This is a genomic window from Microbacterium aurantiacum (assembly GCF_040532595.1).
GTDB classification, from domain to species: Bacteria; Actinomycetota; Actinomycetes; order Actinomycetales; family Microbacteriaceae; genus Microbacterium; species Microbacterium chocolatum_B.
Genome location: NZ_JBEVYX010000003.1, coordinates 88,000 through 107,064, shown reverse-complemented (window position 1 = coordinate 107,064; position 19,065 = coordinate 88,000). Strand labels below are relative to the sequence as shown.

Sequence of the window (19,065 nt, the reverse complement as noted above, 5' to 3'; positions counted from 1 at the left end):
TGTTCTGCCGTGGAGCCTTCGGCATCGTACGGGTGCTCGAGCTGCACGCAAGCGGCTCCGCCGCCGCTCCGGCGAGAGTTTCCGGACGCGGTCGCTGCGCTCCCTCACATCGCCCGGAAACTCTCGCGCTGCGCGCCCTCCGGGTGGCGTTCCGCGCGATCCCCTGCTCGGCACATTCGTGCCTCCACGGCAAAACAACGAGGAGGGGAAAGAGAAACCATGAGCACCGTCTCGATCGTTTCGATCACCACCGTTCTTTCCGTCCACGCGGACGAGCACCCCGCCAACATGCGCCGCCTGACTGACCGCGCGATGGATCTCGCAGACCACGCCCGCCACGGCTACCAGGTCGCAAGCACCGTTACCGTCACCGGCGAAGAGGGAACGATCCTGGTCGACACCCTGCAGAAAGTCGAGGCAGGGGCATGAGCGCCCGCGCACACCTGGAAGGCCTCCAGCTCGGGCAGATTTCCGCCCGCCAGTACCGGCGCGCAGTCGCGGGGGAGGAGAAGCCGGCGACCGTCGTCGACGCCGCCCCCGCGCCCTTCACGGTCGGCGCGATCCTCGTGTCCCGATGGGGATACGACCAGACCAATGTCGACTACTACGAGGTTGTCGGCGCGACCCAGAAGACCGTCACCCTCCGCCCGATCCGCTCGCCCGTGACCGGGGATGCCGGATTCATGGCCGAGCACGTCGCGCCCGTCCCGGGGGAGTACACCGGCGAGGCATTCCGGCGGAAGGTCCACCACTACAGCGACCGCCCCACTGTCGCCATCACCCGCTGCGCCAACGCCTACCCGTGGACCGGGGGCGACGACCGCGCCACCCACTACGCCTAACCGAGAGGACCCGACCGTGAACACCACAGACGCCCTTGAAGCATTCGCCCTGACCTGGACCGGCGACCTCACCTACGACGTCGCGCCGTCGTTGTCCTGCCACGAGGTGGACACCCTCGCCACACTCCTGCGCGCCCTCGGGTACACCGCGGCCGCGGACGCGTGGATCACCAAGCACAGCCGCAACGACGACGAAGGCGACGCACACTACGTCACCCCCGCGGCCGCGCTGCGCGAACAGCTCGCAGACGCGAGCGACCGCACCCCGTGGGTGGAGCTCCGCGAGGAAGAGCCCGACGCATTCGCCGCCGGTCACATGGTTCTCCACGCCGGGGGCCGGAATCGGTTTGCGATCACCGAGCAATGCGACCGTCCCAGCGACGACCCCGACCGGACGTAACTGGCTGGGAATTGCAGACCGCCGAACGCGCACCCAGCGACGCATCGAAGACGACCGCGATCGCCCTGCATTCGCGCGTGACACCAGAGCAGGCTCCCACGTGCTTAGGGAGAGAGATTCCCTTCCCTCCCTAAGCCACCGAGACGTGCGATAACAGAGGGTGACCGGGGTCGAGGCGAGCGAGCTCGGCGGTCCCGTCTACCCCGGCGCCCTGTGCCGCATGGAGGCGGGCCTGGGGGTATCGCAGTGCGAGCTCACGGGCGAAGCCAGCGCGAATCGCGTTGGCGTGGAAAACGCCCCCGACCGCGGCAACGTGCGCTTCGTCCGTCGGAGCGTCGGCCACGCGGTCGAGCGCGGTCGCGACGGAGTGGGCAAGTTCACTCGCGGCGCGACGGCAGATGGCGCCGGCGACGTCGTCGTGATCGGCAAGTGCCGCGACCCCGCGAGCGAGCGCAGCGATCCGCGCGACGCGATCGTCGGCGCCTTGCAACTCGATGTACGCACTCTCGATGTCGGGCCAGTACTGGGCGGCGAGTTCCGAGAGTTCCGTCCGTGGTCCGCGGCCGTCGTGGGCGCGCATGACGGCGTCGAGCGCTTCGCGACCGATCCAGTAGCCGCTGCCGGCGTCGCCCATGATGTTGCCCCATCCGTCGACCCGGGCGACACGGTGCCCGCCGACGGCGAGGGTGACCACGCCTGTCCCGGCGGCGACCACGGCGCCGGGGCGATCCCCGAGCGCTCCGAGGTAGGACGTGACCGAGTCGTGGGCGAGGAGGACTCGATCGGGAGGGCCGGTGACGACGGCGGCGCGCAGGGACTCGGCATCCGCTTCTGCCGGGGTGAGCCCTGACACTCCCGCGGCGAGCACATCGATGCGCACTCTGTGTTCGCGGGTCACGGCCATGGCGACGGCCGCGAGTTGCGGAAGGAGCGGCTCGTGCGTGCGGATGCCGGGGAAGATCTGATCGATGGGGGCCGCATCGCGGTGGACCACGCGGACCTTCATCCCGGTCTGGCCGGCGTCGATCGCCACGACGGCGCCTGCCGCGGTCATCGCATGCCCTTCGTGGTCCAGCGGCGATAGGTGTCGCGCATGAGGTCGCCCGCCTGCTTGCCGTACGGACAGTAGTCGTCGTTCGCCGCTGCGTCGTCGAGGGTGTACAGGCGCGCCGGCCAGTCCCACAGCATCAGACCGTCCACCCAGGCGCGGCTCTCGCACGCGGCGAACATCTCGGCGTAGTACTCCCGCTGCTCCGGGCCCGACGGTGCTCCCGGCAGGCCCCAGTCGTTGGGGAGTCGCGACGATCCCTTCCGGCTCGGGCACCCCGCCTCCATGAAGAAGAAGGGCTTGCCGACCCGGGTGACGACCGTCTCGATCCGGTCGAGATTCTCCGTCCATGTTCCGGTCGGGTAGTACCCGCTCGACGAGATGACGTCGACGGCGTCCCACCAGGTGACGTGATCCTCCTGATACTTGTCGCAGTTGTACGTGAGCGGCCCCGAGTACACCTGGCGGATGTCGTCGATGAGGGTCCGCCAGTGAGCCTCCTGCCCGTCGGCGCGCACCATCTCGCATCCGATGCACAGCATCGCCACGCCCTCCGCCTCGGCGATGCGCGCGGCGTGCAGGAGGAAGCGCCGGTACGAGGCGAACCACTGCGTCCACGACGGCTCGCCCGGGACATCCCAGTCGAAGAAGCCGATGTGCGCGCGCCACGTGCCGTCCGCGACGTTGACGACGGGCTTGAGGACGACCTTCAGCCCCAGGCCGTGGGCGCGTCGGATCGCGGCGACGATCTCATCGTCGGTGACCGTGGGCTCCTGATCGAAGGGGATGTCCGTGGAGAACGCGGTCGCCTGTTCAGCCGCATAGGCCAGGGCGGTCCAGGTCACGGCGTGGTCGGCCATCGCGGTCATCGAGGCGGCGGCGTCGGCGGTGTCCCACTCGCCGCGGATGCCGACCCAGCCCCACGTCATCCCGCATACGGGCCCGCCCGGCAGGCTCACGGGGTCACCAGCTCGTTCATCGTGCGGGCGACGCTCGGGTCGGCGAGTTGCGCGGCATCCAGCGCCCCGGCGTGACGGACGCGAACGGTCGCGCGCTCGCCCGGCAGCAGCGTGAGTAGTCCGTCCTCCACGTGCGCGTCAGGGTCGATCCGGTCGATGAGGAAGGTCAGGTCCCGAAGCATCGAGTCCGCAGTGACGGTGATCTCGCTCCCCCCGTCGACGGAGGAGACCTCGACGAAGAATCGCGCGGCGGGAAGCGTGCTGTCGCGCGCCTCGGCGAAGTACCACGTGCCGCGCACCGCATCGGCGTCGGCGACCAGGACTTCGTCCTCGGCGGCATCCGTCCGGGTGAGGGCGTCCGGAAGGAGGACGGTCGTCGTGCCGCGCGCGTCGACGTCGAAGCCGATCGTCTCTTCCGCGCGGACCGCGCCCGCGTAGGTGAGGCGTCTGACGGACAGACTGCTCGACCACGCGTCGGCGGTGTCGTTGGCGATGACCGCGGCCAGACCTCCGTCGCGCGGCTGGATGCTGATCGTGCGATCGGCGAACGCCCGTCGCAGCGCGTGGAAGAGCGGCTTGGCGCGCTCGTCACCGTCGATCGCCGCCCAGGAGGTCACCGGCCAGCAGTCGTTCAGCTGCCACACGACGGCGCCCATGGTGTGCGGAGCCCAGGAGCGGAAATGCTCCAGGGCGGTGCGGACCGCGATCGCCTGATTCAGCTGCATCGCCCAGTGCCAGCTCTCCATGTCGTCGGGAACGCGCAGGTGCGGTACGAGACCGGTGGTGAGCTTGACGTTGCCCTCCATCGCCTTCTGGTGCACCGTCATGCCCGGCGACTCCGGTGTGAGCGGATCGTCCGAGACCGCGCGGCGAAGGGTGGTCCACGTCGGCGGTCCCTGCCAGCCGAACTCCGCGACGAACCGGGGCCGGTGATCACGGTAGGTGAGCCAGTCCTGACGGTTCCACTGCTCCCAGAGGTGCATGGAGCCGTGCTCTTCGGCGTTCGGATGCTCGCCGCCGGGGCTGAAGGGGCTGCCGGGTGCGTACGGCACGTGCGAGGCGAGTTCGGCGACCAGTCGCGGGAACAGGTCGTAGTAGTAGAAGGCACCCCAGGTGCGGCCGTCGAGTCGGCGCTTCCAGTCCCAGTCCTCGAATCCCCACAGATTCTCGTTGTTGCCGTTGAGCAGCACGAGAGAGGGATGGGAGGCCAGGCGCACGATGTTCTCGCGGGCCTCCGCCTCGATTTCGGAGCGCAGAGGTTCTTCTTCGGGGTATGCGGCGCAGGCGAAGAGGAAGTCCTGCCAGGTGAGCAGGCCAAGCTCGTCGCACAGGTCGTAGAAGTCGTCGCTCTCGTAGATGCCGCCGCCCCACACGCGGATCAGGTTGAGATTGGCATCCCGCGCCTGACGGAGACGCCGCCCGTAGCGGCTTCGGTCGACGCGGGAGGGGAACGCGTCGTCGGGGATCCAGTTCGCGCCCTTGACGTAGATCGGCTGGTCATTGATCACGAGCGTGAACGGGGTGCCGGCTTCGTCGGGAGTGGTGTTCCACTCCACGGTGCGGAAGCCCACCCGACGCTCGGCGGTGTCGAGGGTCTCCGCGGCCGTGAGGAGCGCGACGGTCGCGTCGTACAGGTGCGGATGCCCGTACCCGGCCGGCCACCATCGCTCGACCCGCTCGAGGTCCAGGCGCAGCGTCACAGCGTCAGCGTGATGTGACAGTGTGTGTTCCGCGACGGCGTCGGCGATCCCGATGCGGACGCGAAGGTCGTCGGCGGTGGCGGGATCGGCGCGCTCCACCTGGACCGTGACGGTGACGGCACCCCCGTCTCCGTCGGGATCGGCGCGCAAGCGCACCTCGGCCAGACGTGCGGTCGACCACGACTCGATGCGCACCTCGCGCCAGATGCCGGACGTGGCGGTCGCGATGCCCCAGTCCCAGCCGAAGCTGCACGCGGACTTGCGGATGGCCTCGTAGGGGAACGGGTAAGGCCGGGGGCGGACGCCCAGGGTCAGGCTCTGGGCGTTGGTGTGCGGCACCGGCGCCGTGAAATGCACGACCAGCTCATTGACGCCGTCACGGAGGAACGTATCCGCGGGCGTCGCGTCGAGCGGCATCCGGTACGAGCGATGCTGGTTCGCTGTCTCGGCCAGCACTCGGCCGTTCACCTCGATCCGCGCGATCGTGTCGAGACCGTCGAAGACCAGGTCATGCCGATCATGACCGTCGGGTGACCACGTGAACGTGGTGCGGTAGGTCCAGTCGACGCGGCCGATCCACGCCAGGAGCGCTTCGTTGTCATCGAGATAGGGGTCGGGGATGAGCCCGGCGTCCATCAGGTCGGTGTGCACGCAGCCGGGGACCGTCGCGGCCACGACGCCCGTGTCGAGGCGTGCGCGTACCTCGTCGGGGACGGGGCCGCGGCCGGCGTGGAGTGTCCAGCCGTCGACGATCGGGCGGCGGGCGAGGGGAGTGGGGGTCACTTGACGGCTCCGGCGGTCAGGCCGCGGTAGATCCATCGCTGCAGGACGAGGAACGCGACGAGGGTGGGGATGATGACGAGGATCGTGCCCGCGGCGATGATCTCCCAGTTCGCACCGAACGGTCCTTTGAAGCGGAACAGCGACGTGGAGATGAGGCCCTCGGACGGGAGGTAGAGGAAGGGGAGGTAGAACTCGTTGTAGATCGCGATGCCCTTGATGATGACGACCGTGGCGATCGCGGGCTTGAGCAGCGGCAGGATGATCCGCCAGTAGATCGTCCACCGGTTCGCGCCGTCGATCATCGCGGCCTCATCGAGGGAGACGGGGATCGACTGCATGAACTGGATGAAGATGTAGATCGAGATGATGTCGGTGCCCATGAACAGCAGCACGAGCGCGGCCATCGAGTCGTACAGTCCCAGCCCGTTGATGATCTGGAAGGTCGCGACCTGGCTGGTCACTCCGGGTATCAGCGTCGCGATGAGGAACAGGCCGACAACGAGCGTCTTGCCGCGGAAGCGGAATCTGTCGAGCGCATAGGCGGCCGTGGTGCCGATGAAGATGGTGCCCACCAGTGAGAACGCCAGGACGATGGTGGTGTTGATGAAGCCCTCCACCATTCCGCCCTGTTCGAAGGCGATGATGAAGTTCTCGAGATTCAGCCACGACCCCGGAGCTTCGAACGGTCCGGTCGTACCGATCTCCTGCGAGGTTTTCAGGCTCGCGATCAGCACGACCGACAGCGGTACGAGGGTGACCACGACGCCGGCGATGAGCGAAAGGTACTTGATCGTCGCGCCGATGGAGCGGCCGGCGCGCGGTGGGCGGAGAGCGGTCGTGCTCATGTGAGGTCCACCTTCTCGTCGGGGAACACGCGGCGTTGCACCCACGTCACCAGCAGCACGATCGCGAGGAGCACGATCGCCATGGCAGAGGCGAGTCCGACCTGCCGGAAGGTGAACGCCGTCTGCAGGGTCTGGATGACGAAGGTCGATGTCCCGTTGGCGCCGCCGGTCATGATGAAGGGGATCTCGAACACCGACAGGCTGCCGGCGACGGCCAGGATGAAGCTCAAGCCGATGATGCGACGGATGCCGGGGAAGGTGAGCGCCCAGAACTGCTGCCAGTCGTTCGCCCCGTCGATCTCTGCCGCTTCGTAGAGCTCGCGGGGGATCGACTGCATCGCGCCGAGGAAGAGGACGAAGTTCATCCCGGTGTAGCGCCAGATGCTGGTGCCGGCCAGGGAGAAGTTGGCCACGTTCGGGTCGCCGAGCCACAGCGGGGTCTCCGCCATGCCGAACCAGCCGAGGACCGTGTCCAGAGTGCCGCCGGGTTGGAAGAGGTAGAGGAACACGAAGCCGATCGCGACGCCGTTGATGAGGTAGGGGAAGAACAGCACCCCGCGGAAGAAGTTGGAGAACCGCGTGCGCGTCGACAGCAGTGCGGCGAAATACAGCGCGATGGCCATCTGAACGAACGCGCCGACGAAGTAGTAGATGCTGACGAAGAAGACCCCAAACACGCGCGGGTTCGTGAACACCTCGACGTAGTTCTGCAGGCCGATGAAGTTCTGCTGCTTGTCGATGCCGTCCCAGTCGGTGAGGCTGTACCAGAGCATGTTGGCTGCAGGCAGGTAGGTCAGCAGGAGCAGCAGGCCGACCGCGGCGGCGATGAAGAGGTACGGCGTGAGGCGGGCGAGGACGCTTCGCCCACCCGGCGGGCTCTGATCGCGGCGACGGCGACGGCGTCCCGGTCGTGGCGAGATCGGGACGATGGCGGGTCCCGACGCGGCGGGTGCGTCGGGGGCTGCGGCGGTGAAAGACATGGTTCCTCCGGGGTTCCGGTCGGGGCGGGGGTGCCCCGACCGGAACCGATCAGCGGTGCGGGTTCAGCCGACCTGGGCGCGGGAGTCCGCCCACGCCGTGTTCAGCTCCTGGAAGTACGACTCCTTGTCGCCCGAAGCGGCGCCGCGGGCGATGTCCACGAGCTTCTGGCGGTAGATGTTCCCGTACAGGTCGATCTGAGCGCCGTCGGCGATGTCGGTGAGGAGTGACTCCTCGCCGGCGGGGGCCGCGTTGAGCTCGAGCAACTCGACGCCCTCCTCTTCGAGGCCCGCGAGGTTCGACGGCAGCGGGTCCGCTTCGAGCGCCGAGACCATGCCCTGCGTCTCGGTGAAGCCGGATTCCTCGAGAAGGAAGTCGATCCAGGCCTTCGCGGCCGCCTTGACCTCGGAGTTGACGTTGATGCCGAGGTTGTAGTCGCCGCCGACGACGGCGTACTGGGCGCCGTCGGGTGCGGTTGCGGGGAAGGTCATGTAGCCGACGACGTCCGCCGACTCGCCGTTGTCTTCCGCAGCCGCCTGCAGCTGTGAGATGGCCCACGAGCCGAGGCCCATGACGCCGATCTTGCCGGTGGCGAAGTCGACCTTCGACTGCTCCCAGTTGGTGGTGAGCGGGTCTTCTTCGGTGTATCCGCCGGCGACGGCGTCGAAGAGGAGCGAGTCGATCGCGTAGATGTCCGTACCTTCGGTCCACGGGGCGTCGTCCGCGGTCATGGCGTTCATCGCGTCGGGGTCGCCGTTGGGGGCGCCGACGTTGCCGGTCCACTGGCTGAGGGGCCAGCCGTCCTTGTAGTTCGTGTACATCGGGATCGCGTCGGTGTTGTCCTGGATCGCCTGAAGTGCGTCGAGGAACTCCTCCTCCGTCTTGGGCACCTCGGTGACGCCGGCCTCTTCGAAGACAGCGGTGTTGTACACGAGGCCGTTGGCGTTGCCGCCGAGTGCGAGGCCGTACTGCACGCCGTCGAAGCTCTTAGGGGCGAGGAAGCGGTAGGTGTCGGCGAAGTCGTCGGTCTGGCCCAGCGGCTCGAAGTAGTCGGCGAACTGGTCGGGCTGAACGCTGTTGGGGATGCCGAGCACGTCGCCGTACTTCTCGGTGCTCAACCGGGTCCGCATCTCACCCTCGTAGTCGGTGATGCTCTCGAACGTCACCGAAGCGTCCGGGTACATCTCGGAGAACTGCTCGGCGTAGGCGTCGAACGTGCCGTCCTGCACCAGATCGGTCCGCCAGGTCACGAAGGTCACCTCGCCCTGCACCTCGCCGTCGATGGTGTTGTCGGGATCATCGTTCCCCGAGCCGCCTGCGCAGCCCGTCAGTGCCAGTGCGCTCGCCAGCCCGAAGGCGGCGATCGCGGTCGTCTTGCGCCTCATGTGCATCTCCTTTGCAGATTCACCCTTGATCTGTGTGGCCGCATCGATACGGCGTTGCATTGACGATAAACATGATGTCCGACGTTGACAAGAGCTTTTGACAAGGCTGTCTTGGCTTGACCGATCTCCTTCCCAGAGGTAAGAATCGACTTGACCAGGAGTTTTTATGAGCCAATAGGTAAGGAAGGGGAGCTGGATGTCTCGTGACATGTCCACGTCAGACATGCCTATGCCGGGCTGTGTTCTACGTGAGGGTGGAGCTTGCCAATGACCGCGCAGCGCGCCACTGTCGAAGACGTCGCTCGTCTGGCGCACGTCAGCGCCAAGACCGTGTCACGGGTGTTTAGCCAGCGCGAGCTCGTCGCTCCCGAGACAGTCGAGCGAGTCCTCGCCGCCGCGAAGCGTCTGCGCTTCCGCCCGAATGCGCTGGCCCGGGGGCTGCGCCGCGGCGGCCGCACGCGGACGATGGGTCTCATCATCGGCGAGCTGGGCAACCCGTTCTACTACAAGGTCGCATCGGGTATCGAGCGTGTTCTCCGCGAGGAGGGGTACGGGTTGGTGCTCGCCACGACGGATGACACCGAGGAGGGGGAGGAGCAGGTCGCCGAGACGCTCCTCGGTCAGCGGATCGATGCGCTGCTGCTGATCCCCGTCAGTCGCGATCAGGCGTATCTCGAGGGGGAGCGTCAGCTTGGTACGGCCGTGGTGTGCGTCGACCGTCCGGCACGGAACTTGATCGCCGATTCCGTCGTGTTGGCCAACCGTGCCGGCGTCGAGGCGGCGACCTCGCAGCTCATCTCTCATGGACATCGACGCATTGCCTACGTGTGCAATCCCGCGGCGGTCTACTCGCAGGAGGAGCGCCTCGCGGGCCGCCGGGTGGCCCTCGCGGCGGCAGGAATCGAGGACGGAGCCCGTTGGGAGCTGTTGGTCGATGACCCGGCGGAGCGACCGGAGCGTCTCGTCGGGCAGCTTCTCGATGCGGCGGAGCCGCCCACCGCGATCATCGCGGGGAACAACCGCATGACGGTGGGCGCGCTCCGGGCTCTCCGTGCGCGAGGGGACGACGCGACAGCACTGATCGGCTTCGATGACTTCGACACGGCCGACCTTATGGGGGTGACAGTCGTCTCATACGACCCGGTCGAGCTCGGTCGGCAGGCCGCGCGGCTCGCGCTCGAGCGGATTGAGGATCCCACCGGCTTCAGTCGCCAGATCGAACTGCCGACGTGGCTCGTCTCTCGGGGGACAGGCGAGCGGTCACCTGTGACGGGATAGCCGCGGTCAGCTGGATATCCGTGTACTCACGCACGTCGATTTTTCACTCAATCGACTCCAGGTTCACGCGATCCGTGAAAGATCATCTAACGTGACGGGCGCCGCAAACGGAATGCCCTCGGTGTAGCGCTTGATCTCTTCAACCGCCCAACTTCCCAAGCGACGAAGCTCCGTACCCAGGGCGCCCGCGATGTGGGGGGTGACAAAAGCCCCCGGAGCGTGGAGTAGGGGGTGATTTGCTGGCAGTGGTTCAGGATCAGTTACATCCAGAATCGTGCTCAGCCGCCCCGAGATCACTTCCCGTGTCAACGCGAGATGATCGACAAGCGCGCCTCGAGAGGTGTTAATGAGGGTTGCTCCATCCCGCATCAACGAGAGCCTTTGGGCAGTGATCATGTGTCTTGTGGCCGAATTCGAGGGGGCATGCAAGGTCACTATGTCAGAGCGAACGAGGAGAGCATCCAGGTTTGTGAGCTCCACCCCCATGTCGTTGGCGTCCGCTTGGGTAACGAAGGGATCGTAGACGAGGACGTCAACGTCGAAAGGCCGCAGGAGATCGATAAGTCGCCGCCCGATGCGAGAAGCGCCGATGATGCCCACTACACGGTTGTACGTGCCTACCATTTCCAGACCCGACGAGGAGCTTGGAACGCCGCCGGTTACCACGCCACGCAGTCTCGCTGAGGCAAGCCACGATCGTTTCAAGGCCAAGAGAATACAGCCCAGCGTGAACTCGGCAACGGGAATACTGTTCGCCTCCGCTGCAGTCGCAACCACCACTCCTCGTTCCCACGCTGCGGGTGCAATGAGTTCCTTCACGCTCCCTGCGGCATGGACGATGGCTCGCAGATTCGGCATGTCGTCGAGCGCGGATTCATTGATGTAGGGGGCCCCCCAGCCAGTGAGCAATATCTCCACTTCCTCCTGCCATCCAGCAGTGTGTGCCTCCGGCCATGTGGACGCAGGCAAGTCAGAAGCGATGTGCACCACTTCGTGCAGGTGGTGCCATGTGCGCGCGTCAAACAGGTCTGTCGGAAGATCGGTTCGCATGAGCATGGCTGCTTTGGGATAGCTCATGACGACTCCTGAATAAGGCCTCGCAACGCATCCGCTTCGCGCGCGAGAAGGCTGGGGTCATCGTTTGGCACGAACTCAAGAAGGACATCGAGCGGGCGATTTTGGCTACGCAGCAAATCAAAGGCCGGCCGCCAGAGCGCAGGCCGCGCGCTGAGGGTTTGCCGTTCATAGCTTGGCCACCATGAGAACGCGTGGACTGCGACGACACGATCCACGAGTAGGTGAAGGCCCGACAAGGCATGCGCCGCGGGTATACCGACACCGGGCTGCCAGTACGATCCGACATTGGGGCGATCGATCTCATCCAGAAGGCGTGCGGCGGAGACTTCTGTGTCCGCGAGCGTCCCTTCGTGGAGTTCAATGCCGACGGTCAGTGCGGCTTCAGCACCAGCTTCAGCCAGCTCGCGGACCTTGCCGACAACCATGCTCCGGTAGCTGAAATTGGCGCTCTCGGAAGGCTGAGCACCTGCCCACACTCTGACCCGTGGTGCATCTGCTCGGCGTGCCGCGGCAATGATCGCATCGATCTCTCCTGGGAAAGCCGACGGGTCTGCACGGAAGTACGTTCCCAGTGACGCGACCGCCGGGCCACCGTTCCCCGCCCACTCCCTGATGTGATCTTGCGCGAGGGCATCGTCTAGCGGCACATGAACATCAGTGCCCCATTCGACCGCGTCGAGATTGGCGCTTCGCGCCAGGTCGGCCACACCCGCGATGTCGATGCCTCGGTACGTGACCGAGCATAGGCCCGGTCGGAGCAGAGAAGATCTCCGCGTCCGCGCACTTGTCTTCACCTCAGCGCCCGCCTTGGGCAACATCGCTACCCCCTGACTGCAACAAGGTCGGAGGCTTCGCTCCGAGCCCTGGTCACCGAGTCATTCACCGTGGCCAGGACGCCGGGGCTACAAAGCGTGGTTGCTTCCCAAACCTCGGCCGTCTGAACACGCAGGATCCTTGTTTCGCCGGCGAGCATTGTGAACGCCGCATCATCCACTACTGCATTCGGATCGATGCGATCGGCGTGTAGGACGACATCTCGCGCAAGGCTACGTGCAGTGAGGACCACCTCATAGCCGTCCTCCACCCTGGTGAAGGACGACGACAGGGGGTTTGGCTCGTAATGCAACGCCGTGTCCTCCTCCGCGAACCACAGAGCGCGATACCCGTCAGCTTCGGCGACAATCACCTCTGAACGAGAATCCGTGAGCGCAACCCGTACGGGCATCCGGTGAACGGAACGACTAGGTACGGTTACCGAATCCGACTCCTCCTTGCCCAGGTGGCCGTCAAATCCGATCGACCGCTGGGCGAGCTCTACGTTCCAATCCTCGGCCGACTGATTGACCAACGCAATCTCCAAGCCGCTTGCTGCTGGCTGGATACTCACAAGCCGGTCTGCGTAGGCACGCCTCAAGGCGAACCACGCGGGCTTTCTCTTTCCATCCCCATCGACGACTGCCCAGGAGGCCACAGGCCAGCAATCGTTCAGTTGCCACACAATCGTCCCGGCGGTGCGCGGCCACTGGGCTCTCCAGTGCTCGATTCCGACAGTCAGGGCGCGGGCCTGGTTGATCTGTGTGAGGTGGTGCCAGTCCTCGGTGGAATTGGGCTCAGGGAAGTGGAAAGCCAACCCGCGCATGAGATTGCCATTGCCGCCCTTCGCTTTTTGGTGATGGGCAACACCAGGGCTTTCCGGTGTAAGGGGGCTGTCGCTGACTGCGCGACGGAGAGTCGACCAGTTTGGCGGAGCCTGCCAGCCGAATTCCGAGACGAATGGAGGAGTGTACTCCCGGTAGGCGGTGTAGTCTCGACCGTTCCAGACGTCCCAGACGTGGATGTTGCCGTGGTTGGGATCGTTCGGAGGCAGGTCTTCGCTGCCCGACCAAGGGCTGCTGACCCAGTAGGTGCGAGTGGGATCCACCTCCGCGACGACGGCTGGCAAGAGCTCGGAGTAGAGCTTCTCGCCCCAGCTGAGGTCGCCCAGCGGGATATCTAGCTCCCACTGGAAGAGGCCCCAATTGTTCTCGTTGTTGCCGTTCCAGAGGACCAAGCTAGGGTGCGGCATGAGGCGCGTGACGACTTCCCGCGCTTCGGCCTCAACCTCTGAACGGAATGGTTCTTCTTCGGGGTAGGCGGCGCAGGCAAAAAGAAAGTCCTGCCAAACCAGGAGGCCCAGTTCGTTGCAGAGGTCGTAAAACGTGTCACTCTCGTACAGCCCTCCTCCCCATACGCGGATGAGATCGACATTCGCGTCGATCGCCTGTTGCAACCGATCGCGGTACCGCGCTGGCGTCACGCGAGTGGGGAAGCAGTCGTCAGGGATCCAGTTGACCCCGCGAGCAAAGACCGGCAGCCCGTTCACGATGAAGGTGAAGCGAGTGCGGCCTTCGTTGTCGATCGACGTATCGACCTCGACTTCTCGGAAGCCGAGACGTCGGTTCCAGGAGTCGACGATGGTGCCATCGGAAGTCTCGAGCGAGACTGTGCAGTCGTATAGCGGCTGCTCACCATAGCCGCGGGGGTACCAACGCTGCACTTCTGGGATGTGCACGGTCACGTCTGCGCCATCGCACCCGGGGGAGACGACGGTCACGGCCTCATGACGACCGACGCGAACCCGAAGTAGGAGCTCGGTCGGGGCGTTGACCCCCGCGCGCTCGATATCGGTGCGGATCTCGACGACGCCGTCCGCACCATCGACGGTGACTACAGGGCGGACGCTTTCGAGGCGCGCATTGCTCCAAGCATGGACATGGATGGGCTTCCAGATCCCGGCCGTTACGAGCGTGGGGCCCCAGTCCCACCCAAAGTTGCAGGCCATCTTGCGGACCATGTTGTAGGGCATACCGTATGGCCCTCCCCGGTGTCCGCCGACGAGTTCCGCGACCCGGTCGGCTTCCTCCCATACCGAGTCGAAGCGAACGGCCACCGTGTTGTCGGAACCAGGACGCCATGCATCGCGAACATCGAAGCGGGAACTGCGGTGCATATTGCGAGAGGTGCCCACCTCGACGTCGTTGACAGATACTGATGCCACGGTGTCGAGTCCCTCAGCCACGAGATCGATACGTTCGGCGCCGTCGGTTTCGGCGGTCACTGTTGTCGAGTAGTGCCAGACGGAACGGCCGATCCAGTGTTGCCGCTCTTCGTTGTCGTCGAGATAGGGGTCCTCGAGTTCCCCCGCAGCCATGAGATCCGTGTGAACGCATCCAGGTACGGTCGCGCTGATGGCGCGGTTCTCGAGATGCGCCGGCGCATCGTGAGCGCCAGCAATCATGGACAGGGTCCATGTGGAGGGCAGAGGGGTGAGGTGAGGCACGTGAACTCCAAATGAGGGTAGAGCGGCGGGCGCGGTGCGGAAGCGGCGGTAGAGCGAAGGTCAGCTCTTCAACGCGCCGTCGGTCACGCCGGCAATGATGTATTTCTGCACGAAGGCGTATAGAAGAATCAGTGGGATCGCGACGAGGAGTACCGCCGCCGCGAGCAGCGCCCAGTCGTTGCTGTACTGGCCTTTGAAGGCGAAGAGCCCTACGGTGACTGGGTACTTGGCTGGGTCAGCTAGGTAGATGGTCGCGAGAATGATGTCGTTCCATGTCCCGATGCACTGCAGCACAAAGACGGTGATAATGACGGGCCGAGCGAGCGGCACGATGAACGTCAACAGGTAGCGGAAGTACCCGCATCCATCGATTGCTGCAGCTTCGTCGAGCTCTCGGGGGAGCGAACGAAGGTATCCCATGATGAGCAACGGCCCGATGCCGAGGCTGGCACCCTGCAGAAGTATGTATCCCAGGCGGGAACCATAAAGATCGAGTTCCAGCATCAGCTGAAACTGGGCCGTGAGTGCGTTCGGTAGGAAGAGTGAGACAACGAAGAATGCCGGCCAGAACGCCTTCGAGCCTGCTAGGTAGCCTCTCGCCACGGGAAAAGCCAGCAGCAATGCAGCCACGGTACTGATGACTCCTGCGACGAGGGTGTATAGCAGCGAGTTGAAGAAATAGGCTCCAAAGTTGCCAGCTTCCCACGCCTCTACAAAGTTGCCTATAGCGAACGACTGCGTCGGCCCAATCGGATCGGCAACGAACTCTTCCGACGTTTTCAGGGCGGTGTTGAGCAGGAACAGCAGGGGGAAAACATATGCCCCGACCGCTGCGATGGCGATCGCATACAAGAGCGTCCGCTGCCCAGTGGCCAACCGCTGCGTTCTGTAGTTGTTCTTGGTGCGGTTCAGGCGTCGCTGGCGACGACCAGAGGAGACCTTGGGGGCGACGGGGGGAGTGGTCTGGGCGGGTGAGTCGAGAGTTGTCATAGCTGCGTTTCCCGTCGACGGAGGTACCACAGGGTGGTGAGGGCGATGATGCCGACCATGACGAACTGAATGATCGATATCGCGGAAGCGAGCCCCTGCTGCTGGATAGCGGACCCCGTTGCATTCGCGGTGAATCCAATTGTGAAGATCTTTAGCGCTAGCACCGACGTGTAGGGATTGTCCCCGGTCAGAACGAAGATCAGCTGGAAGGTCTGCAGCGTTCCGATGATCGAGATCAGCACATTCGCGGTGATGCCCGGTGCGATCATCGGAACAGTAACGTTCCGGAACCGCTGCCAGGCGTTCGCACCATCAACCCTTGCGGCCTCATGGAGGTCAGAGGGCACGGCCTGAAGGGCAGCGATGAAAATGATCATGCCGTACCCCAGCCCGGACCAGATCTGGATCATGATCACCAGGGGAAATGCCAGGTGCGGATCTCCGAGGAAAGCGGATTGCTGGCCGAACAGTTCCCACACCGCTGCAGCCGGGCCTCCCGTGGGATTGAAGAACAACAGCCAGATGAGACCGATGACCGTGACTCCGAGCACCGTGGGCATGAACACGATGGACCGCATGAGGGTGACCCCACGCAACTTTTGTGTGAACAAAATTGCGAGCCCGAGCGCTGCTGCATTTTGGATGACGACGATGGAGGCGCTGAAGATCGCCGTGCGACCGAGGATCGCCCAGTTCTCCTGGGCCTGTGGTCCAGTGAAGAAGAACCGGTAGTTGTCCAATCCCACCCATTCCCAAGGAACGCCCGGGATCCCTGAGATGTTTGTGAAGGACAGAACGACCACGCCGATCGCGGGGACAAGCCCAAACAGTGCGAAGAGGACAAGTGCGGGGGTGAAGCCCACCCACGGCATCCAGCGCGATGCGCGCTGGGTGCCGAAGGGGCTGATTGCTGTAGCCATAAGGTGTGTCGAGTGCTTTCTCGGCCCGGCCCTCAGTCGTTCGGGAGGGCAGCGTCCCAGGAGTCCTGAGACGTCTGGGCGAGCTTCTCCATGTCGGACTCGGTGCCCATCGGCGCGATCTGGTCGTAGGCGAAACCGACGCGAACGTTTTGCCCGGCAGCCGGGTTCGGGTGGAACACCCCTCCCCAGGAGGGCGCGTACCCTTCTTCACCGAAGTACGGCGCGATGCTCTCGAGGAAGTCGGTGCTTCGAATGTCCGGCATCGCCGGGAGGAAGCCCGCGTCGGTGATGAACGTTTGGTACTGCTCCGGCTGACTGTAAAACTCGAGGAAGTCCTCGGCGCATCCGCGGTCCTTCGCGTTTGCCGGGATCGCCATGTTGGTCTCCAGCTTCCCGCGCAACAGTTGGTTGTCCTCGGCGTTGTCGCTCCCGGGGAGCGGGAAGTATCCCCACTCGAAGTCGGGGTTCTGTTCCTCGATGCCAGCTGCGCCCCAGGAACCGTCGGGGAGCATCGCTGCCTCTCCTGCGGTGAATCGGCCGGTCACTGTAGCCGAGCTGATTCCCGGAAAGGTCGGCTCTGCAAAGGAGTAGAGCGTCTGAATCTTCTCAAGGACGCGGACGGCCTCCGGATCCGTGAACTTTGCGCCGCCCGTCCAGAGACCTTCGTCGAAGGCCTCCATGTCGTCCAGGCTTGTGGACGCGACTCCTTCCATCAGGAGTCCGACGGGCCACTTTTCGGCTCCGCCCATGATGAGAGGTGTGATGCCGGCGCGTTGGAGCTTTTCGGCTGCCGCGACAAACTCATCGAAGGTCGTGGGTAGTTCGATGCCATTCGCCGCGAAGATGTCCTTGTTGTAGTAGACGCCAGTCACGTAGCTGATGCCTGTGGGAACCGAGTAGTCTTTCCCCTCCCACTGGAGAGCATCGCGAACACCGGGGGACCAGTTATCCAGCCAGTCGCCGGAGAGCTCGGTCCACTGACCCGCCTTGAGGCCTCGAACCCAATCGCTTTCCTCCGCGCCGGACACATACGCGGGTAGCTGTCGGGTCGCGCCTGACGAATTGCCCTCGGTGATGTCGACGTCACCCGCAGTGAGGCGGGCGTTTCGAACGTTGGCGAAGTTCTCGTTCGGGATAAATGTGAACTCAACCTTCGCGCCCGGGTGATCCTCTTCAAAGGCGGCCGCGACGGCCCGGAGGCCTGCTTCCATCGGCTCGTGAGCGTGCATGAGGACATCGATCGTGCTCTCACATTCGCCTCCCGAGTCAGCGGGTGCCGCGTCTCCGCCACCGGTGACGCCACCGCTGCAGGCGGTGAGCATAAGGAGGGTGGATCCCGCGGCGACAGCGGAAAGTGCCGTCTTCCGGGCATGGCTGTAGTGCTTGGTAGACATCATTGTTCTCCGTGAGGGTGAATGGAACCGCGTCGGGATCGGCTCCGATTGGTGGTGATGAGGCGTTAAGAAGCTGGATGGATCGAATGCCGGCGGACAACTTCCACAGGCAGAAGTGTGGTGAGCGCCGGTGCGGTGGGGTTCTTCGTTCGGCGAGCTAGTCGTTGTACGGCAATCGCGCCGAGGGCGGGCTGATCGAAACGATAGGAGGTGAGGGGCGGAAAAATGTGCTCACCAAGTTCGTCGCTGCCTCCCACAATGGACACATCTTCCGGGACCCTGCGGCCGACGTCGCGGAGGGCGCGAATGGCACCGGAAGCGAGTGCGTCGTTAGCGCAGACCACCCCTGAAAGCTCTGGATCATGGGAGAGAAGAGATAGCGCAGCCTCGTACCCACCCTGTTGAGTAAGGTCCGACTCCGCGATGTGCTCTTGACTGTGGATAACTCCCGCATGAACAAGTGCTTCCCGGAACCCTCGCGCGCGCATCTCGACGGCGGCGACTGCGTTGATTACGGATCCTTCGACGAGAGGGCCACCTATAAAGGCAAGCTTCCGGTGCCCTGCTCGGAGTAGTTCTTGAGTAACGAGATACGTCCCGTGGAAGTAGTCGGGGAGGACTGCGTCGTGTGGGATGCTGCTCATTTCGCCCGGGTTCAAAAGTGAATCCAGAACGACGGCGGGTATGCCGAGCTCCTCGACTGCAGCAACAACGGCGGCGGAGGGCGCTCCCACCAAAAGAGTGGCGTCCAAACTCAGGTCTTGGATGTGTTCGAGCACGTCGCTCGGCAGAACATGCCGACCCGGGAGTGAGCTGTAGGTCACTTGCGCGCCCAGGCGCGCAGCTTCCGCTTCGGCCCCGTGAAGGAGGTGGGCCCAGAACGGTGCCATGAGGTCCTGGGCGGCTTCGAGATGAGGAAGGGTCAGCAAGAAGCCGATCGTACGGAGTTGGGGCAACTCATCAGTTCTCTGTCGCGCGCGGTTCGGCGAGTAGCCCAACTCATTGACGGCTTCGATGACGCGCAACCGAAGGTCCGCGGCAACGTTGAGATGGTTGTTCAGTACGCGGGAGACAGTGCCATTAGACACGTTCGCACGTCGGGCGATGTCCCTAACCGTGACCGTCGAGCGGCTCATCCTGTGACACC

Annotated in this window: 17 protein-coding genes; 4 read left to right on the top strand and 13 right to left on the bottom strand. The window is 64.7% G+C overall.

The genetic code is table 11. The features are described from left to right. Nucleotides 1–219 precede the first annotated feature (219 nt). The 3 genes from ABXJ56_RS15850 to ABXJ56_RS15840 are packed head-to-tail and all read left to right on the top strand — an operon-like array spanning nt 220 to nt 1,242. Entirely contained in the window at nt 220–429 is a 210-nt protein-coding gene (locus tag ABXJ56_RS15850) for a hypothetical protein (protein WP_354000687.1), read from the top strand. Further along, complete coding sequence (locus ABXJ56_RS15845) at nt 426–842, top strand: hypothetical protein (protein WP_354000686.1); 417 nt, start codon at nt 426–428, stop codon at nt 840–842. Before ABXJ56_RS15850 ends, ABXJ56_RS15845 begins: the two co-directional genes overlap by 4 nt. A 16-nt stretch (nt 843–858) precedes the next feature. Beyond that, nucleotides 859–1,242 carry a hypothetical protein gene (locus tag ABXJ56_RS15840; protein WP_354000685.1) on the top strand — a complete coding sequence of 128 codons (384 nt, stop codon included), beginning with the start codon at nt 859–861 and terminating at the stop codon, nt 1,240–1,242. A gap of 130 nt (nt 1,243–1,372) precedes the next feature. Here the strand turns inward: ABXJ56_RS15840 and ABXJ56_RS15835 are convergent, their stop codons facing one another. From ABXJ56_RS15835 to ABXJ56_RS15810, 6 genes are all read right to left on the bottom strand, one after another. Further along, nucleotides 1,373–2,296 (bottom strand): N-acetylglucosamine kinase, encoded by a 924-nt coding sequence (locus tag ABXJ56_RS15835; protein ID WP_354000684.1) that lies wholly within the window; start codon nt 2,294–2,296, stop codon nt 1,373–1,375. Beyond that, nucleotides 2,293–3,219 (bottom strand): glycoside hydrolase family 113, encoded by a 927-nt coding sequence (locus ABXJ56_RS15830; RefSeq protein WP_354000683.1) that lies wholly within the window; start codon nt 3,217–3,219, stop codon nt 2,293–2,295. The genes ABXJ56_RS15835 and ABXJ56_RS15830 overlap by 4 nt, the downstream gene beginning before the upstream one ends. A gap of 26 nt (nt 3,220–3,245) precedes the next feature. Then, nucleotides 3,246–5,732 carry a glycoside hydrolase family 2 protein gene (locus tag ABXJ56_RS15825; protein WP_354000682.1) on the bottom strand — a complete coding sequence of 829 codons (2,487 nt, stop codon included), beginning with the start codon at nt 5,730–5,732 and terminating at the stop codon, nt 3,246–3,248. After that, the gene (locus tag ABXJ56_RS15820) at nt 5,729–6,577 is read right to left on the bottom strand and encodes a carbohydrate ABC transporter permease (protein WP_354000681.1); all 849 of its coding nucleotides are present in this window, start codon (nt 6,575–6,577) and stop codon (nt 5,729–5,731) included. Before ABXJ56_RS15820 ends, ABXJ56_RS15825 begins: the two co-directional genes overlap by 4 nt. Beyond that, nucleotides 6,574–7,557, bottom strand: coding sequence for a carbohydrate ABC transporter permease (locus ABXJ56_RS15815; protein WP_354000680.1), 984 nt, complete (start codon nt 7,555–7,557; stop codon nt 6,574–6,576). Before ABXJ56_RS15815 ends, ABXJ56_RS15820 begins: the two co-directional genes overlap by 4 nt. Before the next feature lie 63 nt (nt 7,558–7,620). After that, nucleotides 7,621–8,940 (bottom strand): ABC transporter substrate-binding protein, encoded by a 1,320-nt coding sequence (locus ABXJ56_RS15810; RefSeq protein WP_354000679.1) that lies wholly within the window; start codon nt 8,938–8,940, stop codon nt 7,621–7,623. A gap of 267 nt (nt 8,941–9,207) precedes the next feature. On the opposite strand from ABXJ56_RS15810, the gene ABXJ56_RS15805 reads away from it, so the two are divergent. Further along, the gene (locus tag ABXJ56_RS15805; RefSeq protein WP_354000678.1) at nt 9,208–10,218 is read left to right on the top strand and encodes a LacI family DNA-binding transcriptional regulator; all 1,011 of its coding nucleotides are present in this window, start codon (nt 9,208–9,210) and stop codon (nt 10,216–10,218) included. 63 nt (nt 10,219–10,281) lie between these two features. Here ABXJ56_RS15805 and ABXJ56_RS15800 read toward each other — a convergent pair whose 3' ends face one another. The 7 genes from ABXJ56_RS15800 to ABXJ56_RS15770 form a co-directional block, all read right to left on the bottom strand. Continuing rightward, nucleotides 10,282–11,295 carry a hydroxyacid dehydrogenase gene (locus ABXJ56_RS15800; RefSeq protein WP_354000677.1) on the bottom strand — a complete coding sequence of 338 codons (1,014 nt, stop codon included), beginning with the start codon at nt 11,293–11,295 and terminating at the stop codon, nt 10,282–10,284. Further along, nucleotides 11,292–12,002: a TIM barrel protein gene (locus tag ABXJ56_RS15795; protein ID WP_354000676.1), complete on the bottom strand. Its 711-nt coding sequence runs from the start codon at nt 12,000–12,002 to the stop codon at nt 11,292–11,294. The genes ABXJ56_RS15800 and ABXJ56_RS15795 overlap by 4 nt, the downstream gene beginning before the upstream one ends. Nucleotides 12,003–12,115: 113 nt before the next feature. Next, nucleotides 12,116–14,614, bottom strand: a complete 2,499-nt coding sequence (locus tag ABXJ56_RS15790) for a glycoside hydrolase family 2 protein (protein ID WP_354000675.1) — start codon at nt 14,612–14,614, stop codon at nt 12,116–12,118. A gap of 60 nt (nt 14,615–14,674) precedes the next feature. Beyond that, the gene (locus ABXJ56_RS15785; protein WP_354000674.1) at nt 14,675–15,604 is read right to left on the bottom strand and encodes a carbohydrate ABC transporter permease; all 930 of its coding nucleotides are present in this window, start codon (nt 15,602–15,604) and stop codon (nt 14,675–14,677) included. Then, the gene (locus ABXJ56_RS15780; RefSeq protein ID WP_354000673.1) at nt 15,601–16,524 is read right to left on the bottom strand and encodes a carbohydrate ABC transporter permease; all 924 of its coding nucleotides are present in this window, start codon (nt 16,522–16,524) and stop codon (nt 15,601–15,603) included. The genes ABXJ56_RS15785 and ABXJ56_RS15780 overlap by 4 nt, the downstream gene beginning before the upstream one ends. Before the next feature lie 32 nt (nt 16,525–16,556). Next, the gene (locus ABXJ56_RS15775) at nt 16,557–17,918 is read right to left on the bottom strand and encodes an ABC transporter substrate-binding protein (RefSeq protein ID WP_354000672.1); all 1,362 of its coding nucleotides are present in this window, start codon (nt 17,916–17,918) and stop codon (nt 16,557–16,559) included. 65 nt (nt 17,919–17,983) lie between these two features. Then, nucleotides 17,984–19,054: a LacI family DNA-binding transcriptional regulator gene (locus ABXJ56_RS15770; RefSeq protein ID WP_354000671.1), complete on the bottom strand. Its 1,071-nt coding sequence runs from the start codon at nt 19,052–19,054 to the stop codon at nt 17,984–17,986. Between the last annotated feature and the right edge of the window lie 11 nt (nt 19,055–19,065).

What these genes read in the sequence shown, in the direction of transcription:
- ABXJ56_RS15800 (WP_354000677.1), bottom strand. Translation starts at nt 11,295, where the DNA reads ATGAGCTATCCCAAAGCAGCCATGCTCATGCGAACCGATCTTCCGACA.
- ABXJ56_RS15850 (WP_354000687.1), top strand. Translation starts at nt 220, where the DNA reads ATGAGCACCGTCTCGATCGTTTCGATCACCACCGTTCTTTCCGTCCAC.
- ABXJ56_RS15820 (WP_354000681.1), bottom strand. Translation starts at nt 6,577, where the DNA reads ATGAGCACGACCGCTCTCCGCCCACCGCGCGCCGGCCGCTCCATCGGC.
- ABXJ56_RS15830 (WP_354000683.1), bottom strand. Translation starts at nt 3,219, where the DNA reads ATGACGTGGGGCTGGGTCGGCATCCGCGGCGAGTGGGACACCGCCGAC.
- ABXJ56_RS15770 (WP_354000671.1), bottom strand. Translation starts at nt 19,054, where the DNA reads ATGAGCCGCTCGACGGTCACGGTTAGGGACATCGCCCGACGTGCGAAC.
- ABXJ56_RS15845 (WP_354000686.1), top strand. Translation starts at nt 426, where the DNA reads ATGAGCGCCCGCGCACACCTGGAAGGCCTCCAGCTCGGGCAGATTTCC.
- ABXJ56_RS15785 (WP_354000674.1), bottom strand. Translation starts at nt 15,604, where the DNA reads ATGACAACTCTCGACTCACCCGCCCAGACCACTCCCCCCGTCGCCCCC.
- ABXJ56_RS15835 (WP_354000684.1), bottom strand. Translation starts at nt 2,296, where the DNA reads ATGACCGCGGCAGGCGCCGTCGTGGCGATCGACGCCGGCCAGACCGGG.
- ABXJ56_RS15810 (WP_354000679.1), bottom strand. Translation starts at nt 8,940, where the DNA reads ATGAGGCGCAAGACGACCGCGATCGCCGCCTTCGGGCTGGCGAGCGCA.
- ABXJ56_RS15805 (WP_354000678.1), top strand. Translation starts at nt 9,208, where the DNA reads ATGACCGCGCAGCGCGCCACTGTCGAAGACGTCGCTCGTCTGGCGCAC.
- ABXJ56_RS15780 (WP_354000673.1), bottom strand. Translation starts at nt 16,524, where the DNA reads ATGGCTACAGCAATCAGCCCCTTCGGCACCCAGCGCGCATCGCGCTGG.
- ABXJ56_RS15815 (WP_354000680.1), bottom strand. Translation starts at nt 7,557, where the DNA reads ATGTCTTTCACCGCCGCAGCCCCCGACGCACCCGCCGCGTCGGGACCC.
- ABXJ56_RS15775 (WP_354000672.1), bottom strand. Translation starts at nt 17,918, where the DNA reads ATGTCTACCAAGCACTACAGCCATGCCCGGAAGACGGCACTTTCCGCT.